A 16257-nucleotide genomic window follows, 5' to 3' on the forward strand; every position below is an offset into this window, starting at 1 on the left:
TGCGCCGCTACCGGTTGATATTGTAGCACTCTCCTGTGAACCATATGCTGAATTTATTCCCCAGCCAAAATATTTAACTTCAGTTGTTCCCTGTTGATAAGCTAAATAATATTTACCGCCACCAGAACCATAAACTGTAAGCGAAGGACTTGTACTATTTGCATCTGTGTTAGGAACATTACCCCGGCTATAAACAGCAGATACATTATAGCTAGTGTTTATAGCAAATTCTTTTCCGGTAAATGCAGAAGTAGAGGTGGGCTTATGAATAACAAATGCGTATCCGTTTAATGCTGTTACAACAGGATTAGCATTGTAGCTGTAAGAGCTTATATAATCTACTAGGTTTCTCCATCTAAGGCTACCAAATTGATATTGTGCTAAATCTATTGATGGAAGATCACCACCACTTTGGTAAGTAATATAAATAAGATCAAGACCATCATTGGAGCAGGCAATGGAAGGGCACTTGGCATTACTGCCTGCAATGTTTACTTTTTGTTCAGCGCTCCAGGTTGCGCCTGCATCAGTGCTGCGGCAGTACCATATACTGCCCATCGATTCATAAACCATATGAAGATAGTTATAACTATCCGCTACTATTTTACGCTGGCTGGTGGTGGATAAACCTGTTGTAACTCCGGATAGAAGGTGGGCTTTAAATGTTGCCGAAAGAGTCATATTACCTGAAGGAGTAATTGTTCTTGGATTTGTTGTATTTCCATCGCTCCAAGTCAAAAATCTGAATCCTGTTGGCGGGACTGCTTCTAAAGTTATTGGGCTTGATCCTTCAAGATATCCCCCATTCCATGAAGATCCAATATTTGTTCCATTTACTTTATATGAACCACCTGAACCCGTTTCTATATATTGAGCTGTGGGTAAAGAAACAGTAAATATTTGTTTTACAATTGCACCATAAGAATCACCGGACGAATTATAAGCAGTAAATTTATATTGTCCGGAAGAGATTGTAATATCGGAATTATTAGTGCCATATGGAGCAGAAGCTACTGATTGCCAGGAACCACTAACATTTTTATATATACGATATTCTGATGGTGAATTTATCTCTATGTAATAACTAGAATAGTTTTGAGGTGTCCAAGAAATTCTCATTTGACTTTGAGAAATATTGGATAAAGCAGGGTTTGTAATCTGGGATGATCTCATTTTATGAGAAGGAATACTTGTTAGATCAGAAAACATAAAGAAATTTACATCAACCACGGATGATCGGGATTCAGTTGGAATTCTTATCTTAAATTCATTTTCAAAATTAGTTATGGTATTAAAAAAAGAATTGGAAAGACTACGCATTGATTCAAAGACCGTATTAGAATAACCGGAAAGGTCATCATTATCACCATTATTATAATTTGTAATTTCGAAATTGCCTCCACTATAACTATCGTATAAGCCCCAGAGGTAGCAACTAATTGCTGCTTTCATTGGTTCTCCACCCTGAGCATAGCGAATGTTACCATAGCGTAATCCTGGTCTAAATGGCGCATATTCCGTATTATCATCATTATATTGTACAACATAAATGTCATCACCATAAATTTTATTAATGTAATTTCTTGCAGCAAAACAATAAAATATAGCCCAACCTTCTGCTAAATTTTCATCTTTAGTTGCCCAATTTAACATTTCATTATTCCACATCGTTAAATGAATATAATGACCATATTCATGGGTAATAGTAGAAATTTCAGAATAATCCGGATCGATAGTAATATAATTAAACCAGCCGTCATTTAGGTTCCAGTCTACACTGAACTGACCGGCTATACCGGATGGTAGGTTGGAGTTATAAGTTTTTACAGGAGCAATTGTGAATGGAAGACTTCCTGCATAACGCTGAATTACGAATTCGCGTGCTAACTCCAAATAACGAGGTATAGAACCATCTTCTTTGTTTATTATACCGTTTTGATTAACAACTATATTGCTGCTGCTGCCGTTTATATTTGCCACAACACCTTGTGATTCATTGAAATAATTTGTATAACCATTTGGACCCCAGGAAATATATCCATCAGCAGGTGCAGGAAGATAAGCGGCATCGTTTGCTGTGTTAACTATTACAATAGCCTGATTATAAGCGCTTAAATCACCAGTAAAAGAAAAATTGAAATTAAAATTCCCCTGCTCATCCAAAATATCATAATTAACATTTATTTGATGGGTTGCTATTGGATGATACCAAGTACCAGGGGTACTTGAATTTCTAAACCATAAAGCAACTCCGTTTCCATAAAGTCCTTTTCCATTTCCGCCAATAGGATCAATTATTATTCGACCACTAATGTTGATATTATAATTCATCGATAAAAGAAGATTTGAATTCCCACTAACAAGAGTAATATCTTTTCCAACTTCTTTCGGCTTAAGATTTGATTTTTCTCTTGGATCAAGTATAGATATATCGTTGTCTGTTTTCTTAATTTTAAAGTAACGATAGTAATTTTGTTTATAACCTTCCGGCGCAGTTGGAACTGAGATATCAAAACTTACATAGGATATTTCACTGTCAGTAAGTTTAATTGAAACAGTATTGTCTTCAGAACCCTGTTTTGAAAGATTAATATTTTTTGTAATTAATTTTAAATCAATATCAGAAACAGAATTTGGAGCGCTTATTTTTAATATACCATCAAAAGCTTCCTTTGCTCTCACAATATACTCTATAACGGCAACATCATTTACTTTGTTATAGCTTTTAATGGTTACTCCTTTTATATCCAGAAGTTCTTTAAGCTTAAGATTTGTGCTGTAGATATTTGAAAATGAAAAAAGCATGAAGAAGATATAAAAGAACAGTTTAGTGCATAAATTTTGCATATAAAAAAATCCCCCAAAAAAATATTTAATAAAATTTGTATCTTTAGGTGCAAACTAAAAGGACGCATCATACGCACTTCTTGTGTGTGAATGATAAAAGGTTGCAAGCCTTACCTGTTTGTTTTCGTTATACCTCATACAGTGTTACCGCATTGTATGAGGTTTTATTTATAGCTTTTCCACTCCTGTAATCTGTTTAATAATTAGTTTATTTTTGAGAGAATATAAAGATGCCTGAAACCAGCTTGACCTGAAGCTGCAACCTGACTGCTTCCAAAAACTATTGCTTTTTCATCCGGGCTCCAGTTTGGTGCTAATTGTACAGATCCATATTCCGATTCATCATTTGTATTAACATCAAGTATTGTTTTTGTTAATGTAGAAGATTCTATAATACCAACTTCACTATTATCATTGGTTACAAATCCGTATGCATTATCAGGAAAGCAGCAGTACAGTATTTTTGAACCATCATGATTATATCTTAACCACAAACCTGTTCTTATGTAGGAAATATTGAAACTGATATCAAGTGTATCAATCTTTTGCTTTTGAAGGGAAATGATTCCAAGCTTAGGTGGCTTAGCATGATCAAGCTGTCCAACACAAAGGGAGATAGGAATAAGAAGTGTGTCACCGTTTGGATGAATATCGAATCCATGCAGTGTTTCCCACCAACCTGCTGTTGATAAATAAGGGAATAATAACGAGTCTTTATTAGTAATCTTATCGTATAAATAATACCCGGCAGTTTTAATAGTATTATCCCCATATTTATAATAAATAATTTTGTTATCATCATTTGGATAATAACGGGCGCTAGCAACGTTATAATTATTATCATAAATTAATTGAAGTTGTTTGGTTAATACATCATATTCATAAAGAGCGCCCGCTGAAACGCCCCCAATATGAGCCTCAACCAATAATATTTTTGTACCTAAACTATTTGCATCTATATAAGTCCATGGTTGCGATGTAGTATCAGGCTCTAGTCTTTTATCTTCTGCAACATTATAACCATTATCAACAATAAATTGAGAAAAAGGTTGTATAGCAAATATTGTGTTTCCTCTCCAGACTGCCATATAGAAATTTCCACTTCTATTGGGATTCGAAAACTTTATTTCTTTCAAGTAAGGATTAATTGGATATTTGTGTGGGTCTGTAGGTCCATCGCTGCAACTTAATCCTACTAATAAAAACAATGGTAGGATGAGCTTTGATATTATATTTTGTTTCATACGAATTCCTTTTATTTTGTATTTATTTTTATCGTCGTCCAATATGGATAAGCCCATACCTTTCAATCCCGTTTTCATATCTGTAGCCAACAGCTACACAAATATTCCCTTTTATTTCAATTTTATATAATAAATCTCTATTGTCTTCCAGTTCATTAAATCGCTGCCAGGTTATTCCGCTATAATGCCAAACTCTTCCAAATGCTCCGCAAGCAATAATATCATTTACATCATTTCCTCTTACGCCTACCATTCCCCAATCCTGGATATTCCCTTTCCATATTGCTTGTGCGGTTCCATCTGTCTTTATTTCAGAACGATATAAATCAAACCAGGTAAGAGTAAAAAGTTTCTTATTCTTTAACCAAACACTTTTGATAGCACCTGAAATAAAATCTGACCTGTAGTTGAAAAGGTTGTTTTCTTCTTCGATTATTTTTTGGAAGGCTCCATCTTTACTTTTTAATAAAACCGATGGTTTAAAATCTCTATAACCAGCAATAAAGATATTTTGCTCATCTCCATAAATATCTAATAAATCTGAGGTTGTTCCGCTTTCTATTTTTTGCCAGCTCCCATTTTGATAATGGGCAATATTTCCACTGTTTCCGACTATATAGAAATCCTTACTACTTTTGCCCCATATTTTGTTGGCATCAGATGGAAACGATATATTTAGAGGAATTGATTCAAGACCATTACCAGTCCAATGAATAAAACCTCCTATCAAAATATCTTTATCATTAAAAACAAATATTGATTTCAAATGAGCAAGTGATGGATTTCCCTGATAAAAGTAATAAACTTTTTCAAACTTCCAAGCAACTCCATTCCATTTGGCAAGATTGTAAAAAGTGGGATCAGGATTACCAAGTGAATCTTTAAGATAAATTTCACCTACAGCCCAGATATTATTTTCATCTATAATAGCAACATCAAAAAGCACACTTGTTTCATCGCCAAAGGTAAAAGTTTGCCAGGTAAAGTTATGGCTGGTAGTATCCAATGTAGTTGCTGTTGCCTTTGGGCTGCCTCCCGTTATAACACCACTGGTTTTTATTAATGCTTGGTAAGCATAGCTTTTGTTTGGCAGAAGGGAATCATCTACTATGGTTGTATCCGCTGTGTTTAATAAAAAACTTTTTACTTCTTTATCATCTCGCTTAAGTATAAGGCTGCTGCCCGCTGCTCCGCTTATCTTCAGCCACGCTTCTGTGCAGGATACATCTTCAATAGATAAGGAAATGGTTTTTGTCCCATCAGGTTCTGTTGTATTACAGCTTAGCATTGCAGTAATTAAAAATAAAAGCAGTATGCTCATAATTTTATTTTTCACCATAAGCATAAAAGTTTTCTTTTTCATTTTTATTTTCCTCTTTGGTTATACTTTAATTTTAATCCAAAGAAATATTAACAAATTTATATGGAAGAAAGTAGAATGTAGTTGAAGATTTTTAACCGCCACAATTGAACAATTCCTCAGATGTTCCAGAATAGTATTTTTCAAACCATATAATGATTAACAAAAATTGTGCGAAAGAATTTTTATAGCACAATTAAATGTTTTACAAATTTATTACTCAATTTAAGTAGCATTTACAGGTTAAAATGACCGCTTTAATTTAGCCTGGAAGTGAACCGTTAAAGATATTTTTAGGCTATCACTTTTTATAGTAGCTCTGTTAAGTATTGTAAAGAGGATTTATTGTGAAAAATATTTTTCTCTTTAGACTTCTCCGTACTATTGACTTTTTCCTTTTTTAAGCGGTTAGGCTTTTAAGTAAGAACCTCTGTGCCTTTATAACCAATTGTACTATTCTAAAATTCTCCATAGGGAAAAAATGGACCGGGGAATTGTTTTGTAAGAATTATTATCGGCAGGATTTTGATAAGCGCTGTTTATGAATATTTATCTAAACACAGTAGTGTTACATCAGAAGTCAAAAGGAAATTAGATCAATTATTCAATATTCACCGTCTCACGGTTGACGTTTCACATCTGACACCACACCTGTGCGATTCATCTCATTTTAGATGGAACTTATTTTTAACTTATTTACGTTAATAATATTATATAAGATATAAGGTTAGAAATGGAAATTATAATAATTTTCAGCAGTTGGGCAGTGCTTTTATACTTCATCCGTCTAAAAAGAGAATTAAGCGAATATAGAAAATATTTCCGTCAACATGACGATATATACGTTCCTTCTTACAAGGAATTAGCAGAAACAAATCATTGGAGTATTGAACTGGCAAAATATCTTTCATCCCAGGTAAAGGGAGATACATTAAAAAAAGCGATTTTAATTATCCCAACTTTTAGAAAAAGGCTGAATGAAATTGGAATGGTAATAATTGGCAAACGAGATTAATTACTAAAAATTCTTCAACAATTTAAACGAACAATTAAAATATTCATTCCTGATTGTAATTCTTTATATTTCTAATTCTCTTATAAGCACTGCTCCTTTTGTCATCAATCGATTATATAAAAACAAATCCAATATTCCTAGAAGAAGTAAAATTATAACAATTTCTGAAATCAGCCCGACATCAATTTTAATAGCAGAATAAACAACGATAACACCTAAAATTGTACTTGCCAAAATATTTATTACAACATTCATATTCTGCTTTATCGGTTTATATTCATTATCCCAAATGAGTTTCGGGAAATTCAAATCAAGCAAAAGTCCAAGAAAAGATGTAAATAAAATTCCCAGAAAAGATATTGCGATTGAAAGCAGAATGATTAAAAAAGATAATTTTAGAATTACTCCCGCCGTAACAGCTATTAAGAAAAGTCCAATACTGCTAATAATAATTCCGGAAAATAATTTACCAATGATTTGGTTTTTATAAGCTAATGGTAAATATTTATTCACAAAGAAAGTGCTCCCTTCTCGGGAGACTGCGGAAGCTGTAATTCCATTTGAAGCAGAGATAAATAAACCAACCAACAATGACGCAGCTATTATTATGTTATCTGATCTGTTCGCTTCAAGCAACGAGCGTATACCACCCAAACCGCCGCCATCTACTCCTGAATATCCAATGAATAAAAGTATTGGCCACATAAAGTTAACCAGCACGCAGTTAATAAAGAATGCTGGCGTACGGAACAGAATTTTTATTTCCTTTAAAGTGTAAGATTTAATAAAGGAATTTTTTAGAGATGTTTTTAATAATTGGTTACTTTTGGGGGATTTTTTTTCCGAATAAACTTCTGATCCTCCAACTGCTCCCTTCAAGTACATCGATTCCCCAATAAATAAAAATGCTATAACAAAGATTGAATTAATTGCAAAAAAAGAAACAAGTGAAAGGAAACCTTCTGTGCTTGAACAATAAAGCAGCGTTTTTGTTGCCATCTTTACAGTCGGAAATATTTTAGCCACAATATCAGCAAATGTGTTATTTCCACTTGTTAACAGATTGAGCGCTTTCTCCGGATGATCCGACACATTCAAATAATTGGTTATAAAATAATTTAAAATAAGTACAAGCCCGATTCCGATAATTGCCGCAACAATTCTAAACTGATCTTTCTTTTTTGTAAGATTAGAGAATTGCATTATGAACATAACAATTACTGCCGCAATGATTAGTGGGATAATCGGAACTGAGAGAAGAAGAAGAAAACTGTGTAAATAATAAAGCAATCCACCGGAGCTTTTAATTCCAAATGCAATTATTAATGGAAGAAGAAACATTGCAACAGTTAAATATTCATAAATAAGAGTAACACAAAACTTTGCTGATATTATTTGTGCTGGTCTTAAAGGAAGAGGTAAAAGTTTATCAATATCCTGCGCGAAATAAAAAATGTTAATGACATAAAAAATTCCAAACACAAGAATTAATACACTGATTGAAGTAAATCCGGTTGCCAGCAGCACACCTTCCTGATGAATTGGAAAAAACAGATCGTACATGGTTGCGGTTGAAGTACCAATTCCAATTACCATTGGTAAAACACTTATCACAATAAGAATCAAATATAAAATGTTTTTTTTATTTGGTTTCTTGCCTGAGCCAAAGGTTGACCAACTGTTTTTAAGTAATATTTTGGTGAGTGAAATAAATTTTCTCATAATCCTTTTTATCCGCACTTATCAGTTTAATCCGCGTAATCCGTGTTCTATCTCTTTAACTGGTTTGGCAAAAGTTCCTCGCTGATCATTCCGCATTCTCAGTCAACTCCAAAAACATTTTTTCTAAAGATTCATCAACTTTAAAATGTTCTCGCATTTTATCAATCGTTCCAAAGAAAAGAAGTTTTCCTTTGTTAATAACCGCAACTCTATCGCAGATCTTTTCCGCAACTTCAAGAACATGAGTGGAGAAAAAAACAGTTCTATTCTTCTGTGCGTATTCCCGCAGGATTTCCTTTAAAGTAAAAGAGGATTTTGGATCAAGCCCCATCATTGGTTCATCAAGAATCCAAATTTGCGGATCGTGAATTAATACACCAATTACAACAATTTTCTGCCTCATACCATGTGAGTAACTTTGAATTTTATCATTCAACGATTGTGTCATTTCAAACTTGCCAGCAAACTCCTCAATTTTTTTCTTACGCTCCTGAGTAGAAACATCATACATATCAGCCATAAAGTTTAAATACTCTATACCCTTCAGACGCAAAAACATATCGGGGCTATCCGGAACAAAACCAATCAAGCTCTTTGCCTCAAGCGGTTTTACTTTGATGTCAATTCCATTTAATTTTATTTGTCCACCATCAGGATTAAGAATACCGGTAATAAGTTTAATAGTTGTGGTTTTTCCGGCTCCATTTGGTCCCAAAAAACCAACAATCTCACCATCCGGAATGTTGATGGATAAATCATCAACGGCTTTTACTTTTCCGTTATAGCTCTTGCTAACATTAATAAGGTTGATCATTTGAAGAGATCCAATAATTATTAAATGCAAAAATATAGTTGGGGAAGGAAATAAACTAATTGTTCAGGAAAACAGTAATGACATATTTTGAGAATATGTCATTACCAAAAAGGATTACCCAGGCAGTACTTCAATAGATGGATGGATTTCTCTACGCAATAAATTTTCAATTGCAGAAAGTGTACCGCTGATTGAACTTGGGCAAGAACCGCAGGCTCCCTGGTAACGAATCATAAGAGTGTAGCCATCAATTCCAAGTACTTCAAGTCCACCACCATCTCCCGCCAAAGCGGGGCGAACGCGTTGATCTAAAAATGAATTAATTTTTTTAAGCAGTTCACCTTCTTCTACGGTCCCTGGTTTTTCAATTTCTTTTTCTTCAGGAATCAAAGATTTATCGAAACCTTGAATGAACTCAATAAATGGTCTTTGAATTTTTCCCCAATCAAGACTTGCATTTTTTTCGACAGTAACAAATTTATCCATGTAAAAAACTGATTCCACACCATTTATTTCAAAAATTCCTTTGGCTAAAGGATCGTTTTGAGCAGCTTCTTTATTCTTATAATGACGCGTTTCACTTTTCAAAAGTTTCTCATTTAAAATAAATTTTAGCGCCTGGGGATTGGGCGTTAAATCAACATCCTGAACTCGTAACATTGTACCTCCAATTAATCACACTTGCTCTTTCAAAAATTCTTTCTATAAAAATAATAGGATGATTTTACATCTACAATACAATTAACCGTACTTTCACAATGAAAATTCAATCCTTCTTTACTCAACAAATTCCGTTTTATCAAAACTTGAAGATTTTTAAGATAAAACTATTCCCGGCGGCTTCTACCTGAATTCCGGTTATCAATAATCAGAACAAATTCTCCTTTTAAGTTTTGCTTTTCTGCTAGCTCTAAAACATCGGCAACAGTTCCTCTAAAAAATTTTTCCGTTTCCTTTGTCAACTCAAAAGCAAGAACAACTACAGTATTAGGATTAAATGTTTTGGCAATATCTGAAAGCAATGTTTTTAATCGGTACGGTGTATCAAGAAGAATAAGAACCTCGTTTATATTTTTCAGTTTGAACAATTCCAGCCGGCGTTCATCTTTTTTGGGAGAAAGCCATCCGTAGTAATAAAATTTTTCGATTGAAAGTCCCGATACTGTAATTGCCGGTAAAAGCGAATTAACACCCGGCACAGGCACAACATCAATTCTATAACCAAGACACAAATCCACTAAATGATGACCCGGATCTGAGAACAGCGGCGTTCCGCAATCAGAAATAAGTGCGGCGGATTCTCCATCCAAAAGTCTTGGAATAATTTCCTCCGCCGATTCTTTTTCATTATGTTCGTTTAAAGAAACTAATTCCTTTTCAATTTTATAATGGGATAAAAGTCTACGCGCTTCCCTAAACTCTTCGCAGATGATGAAGTTAACCGATTTAAGCGTTTCTATTGCACGAAGCGTAATATCGCCATAGTTGCCAATTGGAGTTGAAACAAGATAGAGTTTGCCCGTCATACAGTCCCTTCCGCTTCCCCTTGGGGGGAGTTAGAGGGGGCTTTGAATCCTCTGTAAGTATCAAATTTAGAGTTGTATAAAACAATATTCATATTCTCATCGCGTAAAGTACCGCCGCTTGGATAGAGATAGAAATCAGAAATTGTTGCTGTTTCTTCAGACACAAGCTGCCCGTTTTTTGTATAGAACTTAACACGATAAAATCCAAGATTGTAATCTGTACGCTTAAGCTGTTCTAAAAGATTTTCTTCGGAATAGATGTAAATATCATTCATATATTTTATTACAAAATTGCAAGATTACATGATTGCAAAATTGAATTTTATTTTAATAGCTCCTTCAGTTTAGTTTGGAGATTATCAATTGGGATCTTACTTCTTTCTCCGGTTTTACGGACTTTTAATTCAATCATCTGTTCTTTCAAACCTTTTTCTCCAACAATAATCTGAACTGGCATTCCTAAAAGATCAGCATCATTAAATTTGAATCCTGCAGAAGCATCAGACCTGTCATCAAACAAAACATCATAGCCAAGCGATTTGATATCACCGTATATTTTTTCTGAAGCTTCAACAACACTCGCATTTTTCATATTCAATGCAACCAAATGAATCTGGAATGGCGCCAGCAGTTTATTCCAGATAATTCCTTTTTCATCATAATTCTGTTCTATATAACAAGCTATAACCCGTTCAAGTCCGATTCCATAACTTCCCATAATTATTGGATGCTCTTCACCATTTTCATTAGTGAACATTGCTCCAAGAGCTACTGTATATTTTGTCCCGAGTTTAAAAATATGTCCAAGTTCAATCGCTTTGAAAACATCCAGCTTTGAATTGCAGCGCGTACAAGTTTCTCCAGCTTCAACAATACGTAAATCAAAATATTTGCATCCTGGTACATCGCGTACCATGTCTATTCCACCAATGTGGTAATCATTTTTATTCGCTCCGCTGAAAAGATTATTTGCTTCTTTCAATCTTAGATCAGCAATAATCTGATGTTTAAATTCAATTGGACCAATCGAACCAGCATCTGCACCGGTGATTTCTTTCAGCTCTTCCGGATGGGCGGGGCGAACCGTACCACCAAGTATTGCTGTAAGTTTGGTTTCGTTCACTTCATCATTACCAAGCATTAAAACCAAAACCGGTTTTTCATTGTGAATATAAACTCTCGACTTTGCGCATTGGGTTTCATCAATTTTTAAGAACGCGCAAAGCTCATCTATACTTTTAACATTTGGTGTGTAAATGTCTTCAACCCGTTTACTTTCAGAATATCTTGGTGCAGCATCAACTTTTGAATTTGCCACCTCAACATTAGCCGCATAACCACAGCTTTCGCAGTAGGCAACTGTATCTTCGCCGGCTTCTGACTTAACCATAAACTCTTCGGAGCCGCTGCCGCCCATCGCTCCGCTTGATGCACCCACAACAAAATATTTTATTCCGCATCTATCGAAAATTTTTCTGTATGCCTTATCGTGCTTGTTATACGATTCATTTAATCCTTCCTGGGTAGTATCAAACGAGTAAGCATCTTTCATCAAAAATTGTCTTCCACGGATTACACCGCTCTTTGGGCGCGGTTCGTTTCTGAACTTAGTTTGTATCTGATACCAAATCTGCGGTAAATCTTTGTATGATTTCAAAACTCCTTTGGCATGGAAAGTCATAATTTCTTCGTGTGTAGGAGCTAAAACATAATCTCTGTTTTTAATATGAAATAAAATATCGCCAAAAGATTCAACACGGTTTGTCTGCTGCCAAATTTCAATTGGACTTAGCGCCGGCAGATGAAATTCCTGTCCGCCGATTGCGTCCATTTCCTCACGAATAATTTCAGAAACTTTTTTAACTACTTTGTAACCAAGTGGTAAAAAAGAATAAATTCCAGCCGCAACCATTCTTACCATTCCGGTCCTAAGCATTAAAATGTGGCTTGGAATTACAGCATCGTTAGGCACTTCTTTAAGTGTTGGAATAAAAGATTTACTAAGTTTCATAATACCAGATTTTTATTGAAAATGATGTCAAAAATAATGAAATGAGAGGCTAATTCAAAAGAATGTAATTACTATAATATATAATTTGAGTTGGTTTATTTGTTATTGGATTTTAACCGATTTAAAAAAGCGATGAATTTGACACGACCTTTTTGAATTAAATAAACTATTTCATAAAAACTAATTTGGCGGATTTTTCAAAGGTCTTTCCATCCTCCAAAGATTTTGCAGAAAGACGGTAAAGGTAAATTCCACTTGAAACCTGTTCTCCAGAACAATTCCTACCATCCCACACAATTTCTTTGTATCCATCTGAAATAATATCTGAAACCAATGTTCTAATTTCCCTGCCCATCAAATCATAAATTTTTAATTCAACAGATGATGATTTTGGAAGAACATATTTTATTGTTGTACTTGGATTAAAAGGGTTTGGATAATTCTGAAATAAGAAATAATCACGATACGCAATATCCATTTTGGCAACATCGGATATGACCTGAACTTCCTTTAAAGGAATTAAATTGTTCTTATCGAAAGAGAACTGAGTTGGTTCATTGTTAAATTTGAAAAAGAAGGATTGCTCCCGCAAATCATTAAAAACTTTTATTACAGTATCTCCCGAAGCAGTGCTAAATGTTAATTCGATGGGCATAGTAAAAACAGAGCGGTTTGTTTGAACTTGGGTAATATTTAGATTGACAATATAATTACCATTTCCTTTGTCACTGCTCCAGTTTACAATGTAAACAGGATAACCTGTATCATAAATCCATTGATCAAAAAACCATTGATGGTTTGAGCCGGTTCTATTATTGACAATTGAAAGAAAATCTTCTGTAGAATAATTGCCGTAACTAAAAGTATTAAAAATATCATTTATAATATTGTTAAAAACAACATCACCCGTAACAGCTTTTAGCATTGATAGTACGATGGAACCCTTGGTATATATTGCTAATGTATAGTAAGGATATGGCGGGTCATATAATTTACCCGAAAAATCATTTAGGTGTTCAGGCTGTATGTTAATGTCCCGAAATAAATTTTTATTTAAAACAGCACTTAGATATAGATAAGATGCATAATCAGCAAAAGCCTCATTAAGCCAAACATCTTTCCAATCAGCGGCACTTACAAAATTACCCCACCATTGATGAGCTATTTCATGTGCCATTATAAATGTTGTGTCGCAATTAAAAAATTGTTCTCTAGACAATTGTGTGAAAGTTTGATTTGACATCCCAACAGCCTGAAACTTGTTCATCGAAACCAAACTGTAAATATCAAATGGATATTTCACAAAAATATTTGAATAGAAATCAATTATTCGCTTTGCATTCGTATACTGGCATTCTAAGTTATTTAAAATGTTTAAAGAATCCTTTTGCCACATATAATAGTCAATTGCAATATTTCTATTTAAGCTGGAATCTACTTCTAACAAACATTTAATAGAGGAATATTGTGATATACTAAAAGCAATAGTATTTACTTTTAAAGGATAGTCTTCCCGCCATTTAAACGTTTTAGTACCATCTGAATTATTTATAATACTTTGCAGAGTACCGTTTGAAACCGCAAAATAATCCGGTGGTACTTTCAGAATCATTTCAACTGTTGCTTTATCGCCTGGTTCATCCTTACAGGGCAACCAATACCTTGTATCAGACGGTGTTGAGAAAGTATAAGCAGTTGGAACTTCATTATTAGCAGATTGTGGATTAAAAAAATATCCTGTATATGCTTTACTCAAAGTTGTGTGATTGTAGTATATTTTAATATTTATCGTATCAGCCCAAATATTGCCTGTTACTGGCAGCGCTATATAATTATTATTGTATGCATAGCTTGTTTTTGTTTGATTTAAATTGATAGAGTCAACTTGTAGATTAACTGCATTTATTCTTATGCTGTCCAAACCAACATAATTAATTTTTATTCTTATATCTGTTACACCCCCAAATACAGGTTTGTTTGTTTTGAATGATTCAGTAACATCTAAATCAATTTTATAATTAATTACATCATAAGGTTGATATAATGATTTTGAAACTATTGAAAAATCGTGGCTGGGCATATTTTGTAATTTATATTGCAAGTATTCGGTAATCTGAGGATATAGAATAGATTGCAACACAAAAGGAAGAAGTAACCAAATGCATTTTGTACTAAATTTCATAACCTAAATAAATTACCGGTTTATTATTTTAACTACAAAAATAAAATTAAGTCGATTCCTGATGAACTTTTACCACCTTGTAAACCATATCGTGCGGTCTAACCTGCTGTTCGCAAATAAAGGTAACTCTTCTTCCCTTTTCAGCTTCAGTAATTTCTATTTCTTCATCAAGAATTCGGTCAAGTTTAATTTCAATAACACCGGAAGTTTTTCCTATGATTATAATGTCGTTTCCAATTTCCAACTTGCCGGATTCAATTTGTATGAATGCTGCTTTAGGCTGCTTAAAATAATTGATCACTTTGCCCACGTACTCTTTTCTGGTTGTCGCTATGCTGCCATCGGTTAGCGTATATTCTTCCGAACTTGGAATGTTAAAATAAAATCCGGAAGAAAATCCCCGGTTATAAACTTTCTTTAATTCTTCAAGAAATTCTTTTTTAATTTCTTCTGTTAATTTGTTTTCTGGGGATCCATGCCTTTGACAAAAATAAAGATCAATCGCTTTCCTGTAAACAGAAACTACTTTGGCAACATACTCGGGACTTCTTTTTCTTCCTTCAATTTTGAAAGAATCGATTCCTGCTTCAATCAACTTATCAAGAAACTCTATTGTACAAAGATCTTTTGGAGAAAGTATATAATCTTCACCAATGATCATTGATTTATCAATTTCCTTATCATAGACTACATATTCACGGCGGCAGGGCTGGATGCACTCGCCCCTGTTGGCGCTCTTTCCAAACAGATGATGACTCATAAAACATCTGCCGCTTACAGCAATGCACATAGCACCGTGAACAAATGCTTCAATTTCCAGATCGGTGCTAGCTCTGATTTTTTTTATTTCTTTAAGTGATGATTCTCTTGCCAGCACAATTCTTTTTGCGCCTAAATTTTTGTAGAAATTTGCTGCTGCCGAATTTGAAATTGAAGCCTGAGTTGAAATGGCAAATGGCATTTTGTATTCAATACACTTTTGGATAACGGATAAATCCCAGCAGATAACCATATCAATTCCAGCACTTTTAGCAAGTTGAATAATTTCGTCCAGCTCGACCAGCTCTTCTTCAAAAACAATTGAGTTTAATGTTAGATAAGTTTTAACATTGTTTTCCTTGCAGTATTTTGCAATGTCAACTAAATCACTTGAAGTGAAATTCTTGGCTTTTGCGCGCATGTTTAATTTATCGGTTCCAAAGTACACAGCATCTGCACCGCTATTAACAGCAGTTGTAAGCATTGTCCAATCACCGGCTGGTGCCATCAATTCGGGTTTTTTCATTCCTGTTTCTTTCAATAATTTTGTTATAAATTTAACTGTAATTTGGGAGAAATAACAGGCAACCAATAAAGCACCAAATAACAAAATCCAAATAACAAAAATCAAATTACAAGTGAATTACTACCGCCTACGAAGGCGGTAGCTTCGTTTTCGTCTAAAGGACGACTAAAGGTTTATTCTGAAATCTTAAAATCTCCATCCTCTCGTTCCAATTCTTGATTTTCTATATACTGCATTATTATTTCATCTGT

Annotated in this window: 12 protein-coding genes; 1 reads left to right on the plus strand and 11 read right to left on the minus strand. The window is 34.1% G+C overall.

Annotated features, from left to right (window positions below):
- From NTX22_08895 to NTX22_08905, 3 genes are all read right to left on the minus strand, one after another.
- Positions 1-2847: hypothetical protein (locus NTX22_08895; protein MCX6150625.1), on the minus strand; the 2847-nt coding region annotated here is incomplete at its 3' end.
- 203 nt (positions 2848-3050) lie between these two features.
- The gene (locus NTX22_08900) at positions 3051-4091 is read right to left on the minus strand and encodes a hypothetical protein (GenBank protein MCX6150626.1); all 1041 of its coding nucleotides are present in this window, start codon (positions 4089-4091) and stop codon (positions 3051-3053) included.
- Between the two features lie 28 nt (positions 4092-4119).
- Positions 4120-5454, minus strand: coding sequence for a hypothetical protein (locus tag NTX22_08905; GenBank protein MCX6150627.1), 1335 nt, complete (start codon positions 5452-5454; stop codon positions 4120-4122).
- Between the two features lie 730 nt (positions 5455-6184).
- On the opposite strand from NTX22_08905, the gene NTX22_08910 reads away from it, so the two are divergent.
- Positions 6185-6466 carry a hypothetical protein gene (locus NTX22_08910; protein MCX6150628.1) on the plus strand — a complete coding sequence of 94 codons (282 nt, stop codon included), beginning with the start codon at positions 6185-6187 and terminating at the stop codon, positions 6464-6466.
- Between the two features lie 63 nt (positions 6467-6529).
- Here NTX22_08910 and NTX22_08915 read toward each other — a convergent pair whose 3' ends face one another.
- From NTX22_08915 to NTX22_08950, 8 genes are all read right to left on the minus strand, one after another.
- The gene (locus tag NTX22_08915; GenBank protein ID MCX6150629.1) at positions 6530-8188 is read right to left on the minus strand and encodes a hypothetical protein; all 1659 of its coding nucleotides are present in this window, start codon (positions 8186-8188) and stop codon (positions 6530-6532) included.
- Positions 8189-8273: 85 nt separating this feature from the next.
- Positions 8274-9002 carry an ABC transporter ATP-binding protein gene (locus NTX22_08920; protein MCX6150630.1) on the minus strand — a complete coding sequence of 243 codons (729 nt, stop codon included), beginning with the start codon at positions 9000-9002 and terminating at the stop codon, positions 8274-8276.
- Positions 9003-9116: 114 nt separating this feature from the next.
- Positions 9117-9662: a NifU family protein gene (locus NTX22_08925; GenBank protein MCX6150631.1), complete on the minus strand. Its 546-nt coding sequence runs from the start codon at positions 9660-9662 to the stop codon at positions 9117-9119.
- A gap of 167 nt (positions 9663-9829) precedes the next feature.
- Entirely contained in the window at positions 9830-10528 is a 699-nt protein-coding gene (rsmI, locus tag NTX22_08930; GenBank protein ID MCX6150632.1) for a 16S rRNA (cytidine(1402)-2'-O)-methyltransferase, read from the minus strand.
- Positions 10525-10803, minus strand: coding sequence for a hypothetical protein (locus tag NTX22_08935; protein MCX6150633.1), 279 nt, complete (start codon positions 10801-10803; stop codon positions 10525-10527). Before NTX22_08935 ends, rsmI begins: the two co-directional genes overlap by 4 nt.
- Before the next feature lie 47 nt (positions 10804-10850).
- Positions 10851-12539, minus strand: coding sequence for a proline--tRNA ligase (locus NTX22_08940; protein ID MCX6150634.1), 1689 nt, complete (start codon positions 12537-12539; stop codon positions 10851-10853).
- A gap of 166 nt (positions 12540-12705) precedes the next feature.
- Entirely contained in the window at positions 12706-14721 is a 2016-nt protein-coding gene (locus NTX22_08945; protein MCX6150635.1) for a M1 family aminopeptidase, read from the minus strand.
- Between the two features lie 46 nt (positions 14722-14767).
- The gene (locus NTX22_08950) at positions 14768-16006 is read right to left on the minus strand and encodes a U32 family peptidase (protein ID MCX6150636.1); all 1239 of its coding nucleotides are present in this window, start codon (positions 16004-16006) and stop codon (positions 14768-14770) included.
- Positions 16007-16257: the final 251 nt, after the last annotated feature.

This window comes from Ignavibacteriales bacterium (assembly GCA_026390815.1).
Lineage (GTDB): Bacteria > Bacteroidota > Ignavibacteria > Ignavibacteriales > SURF-24 > JAPLFH01.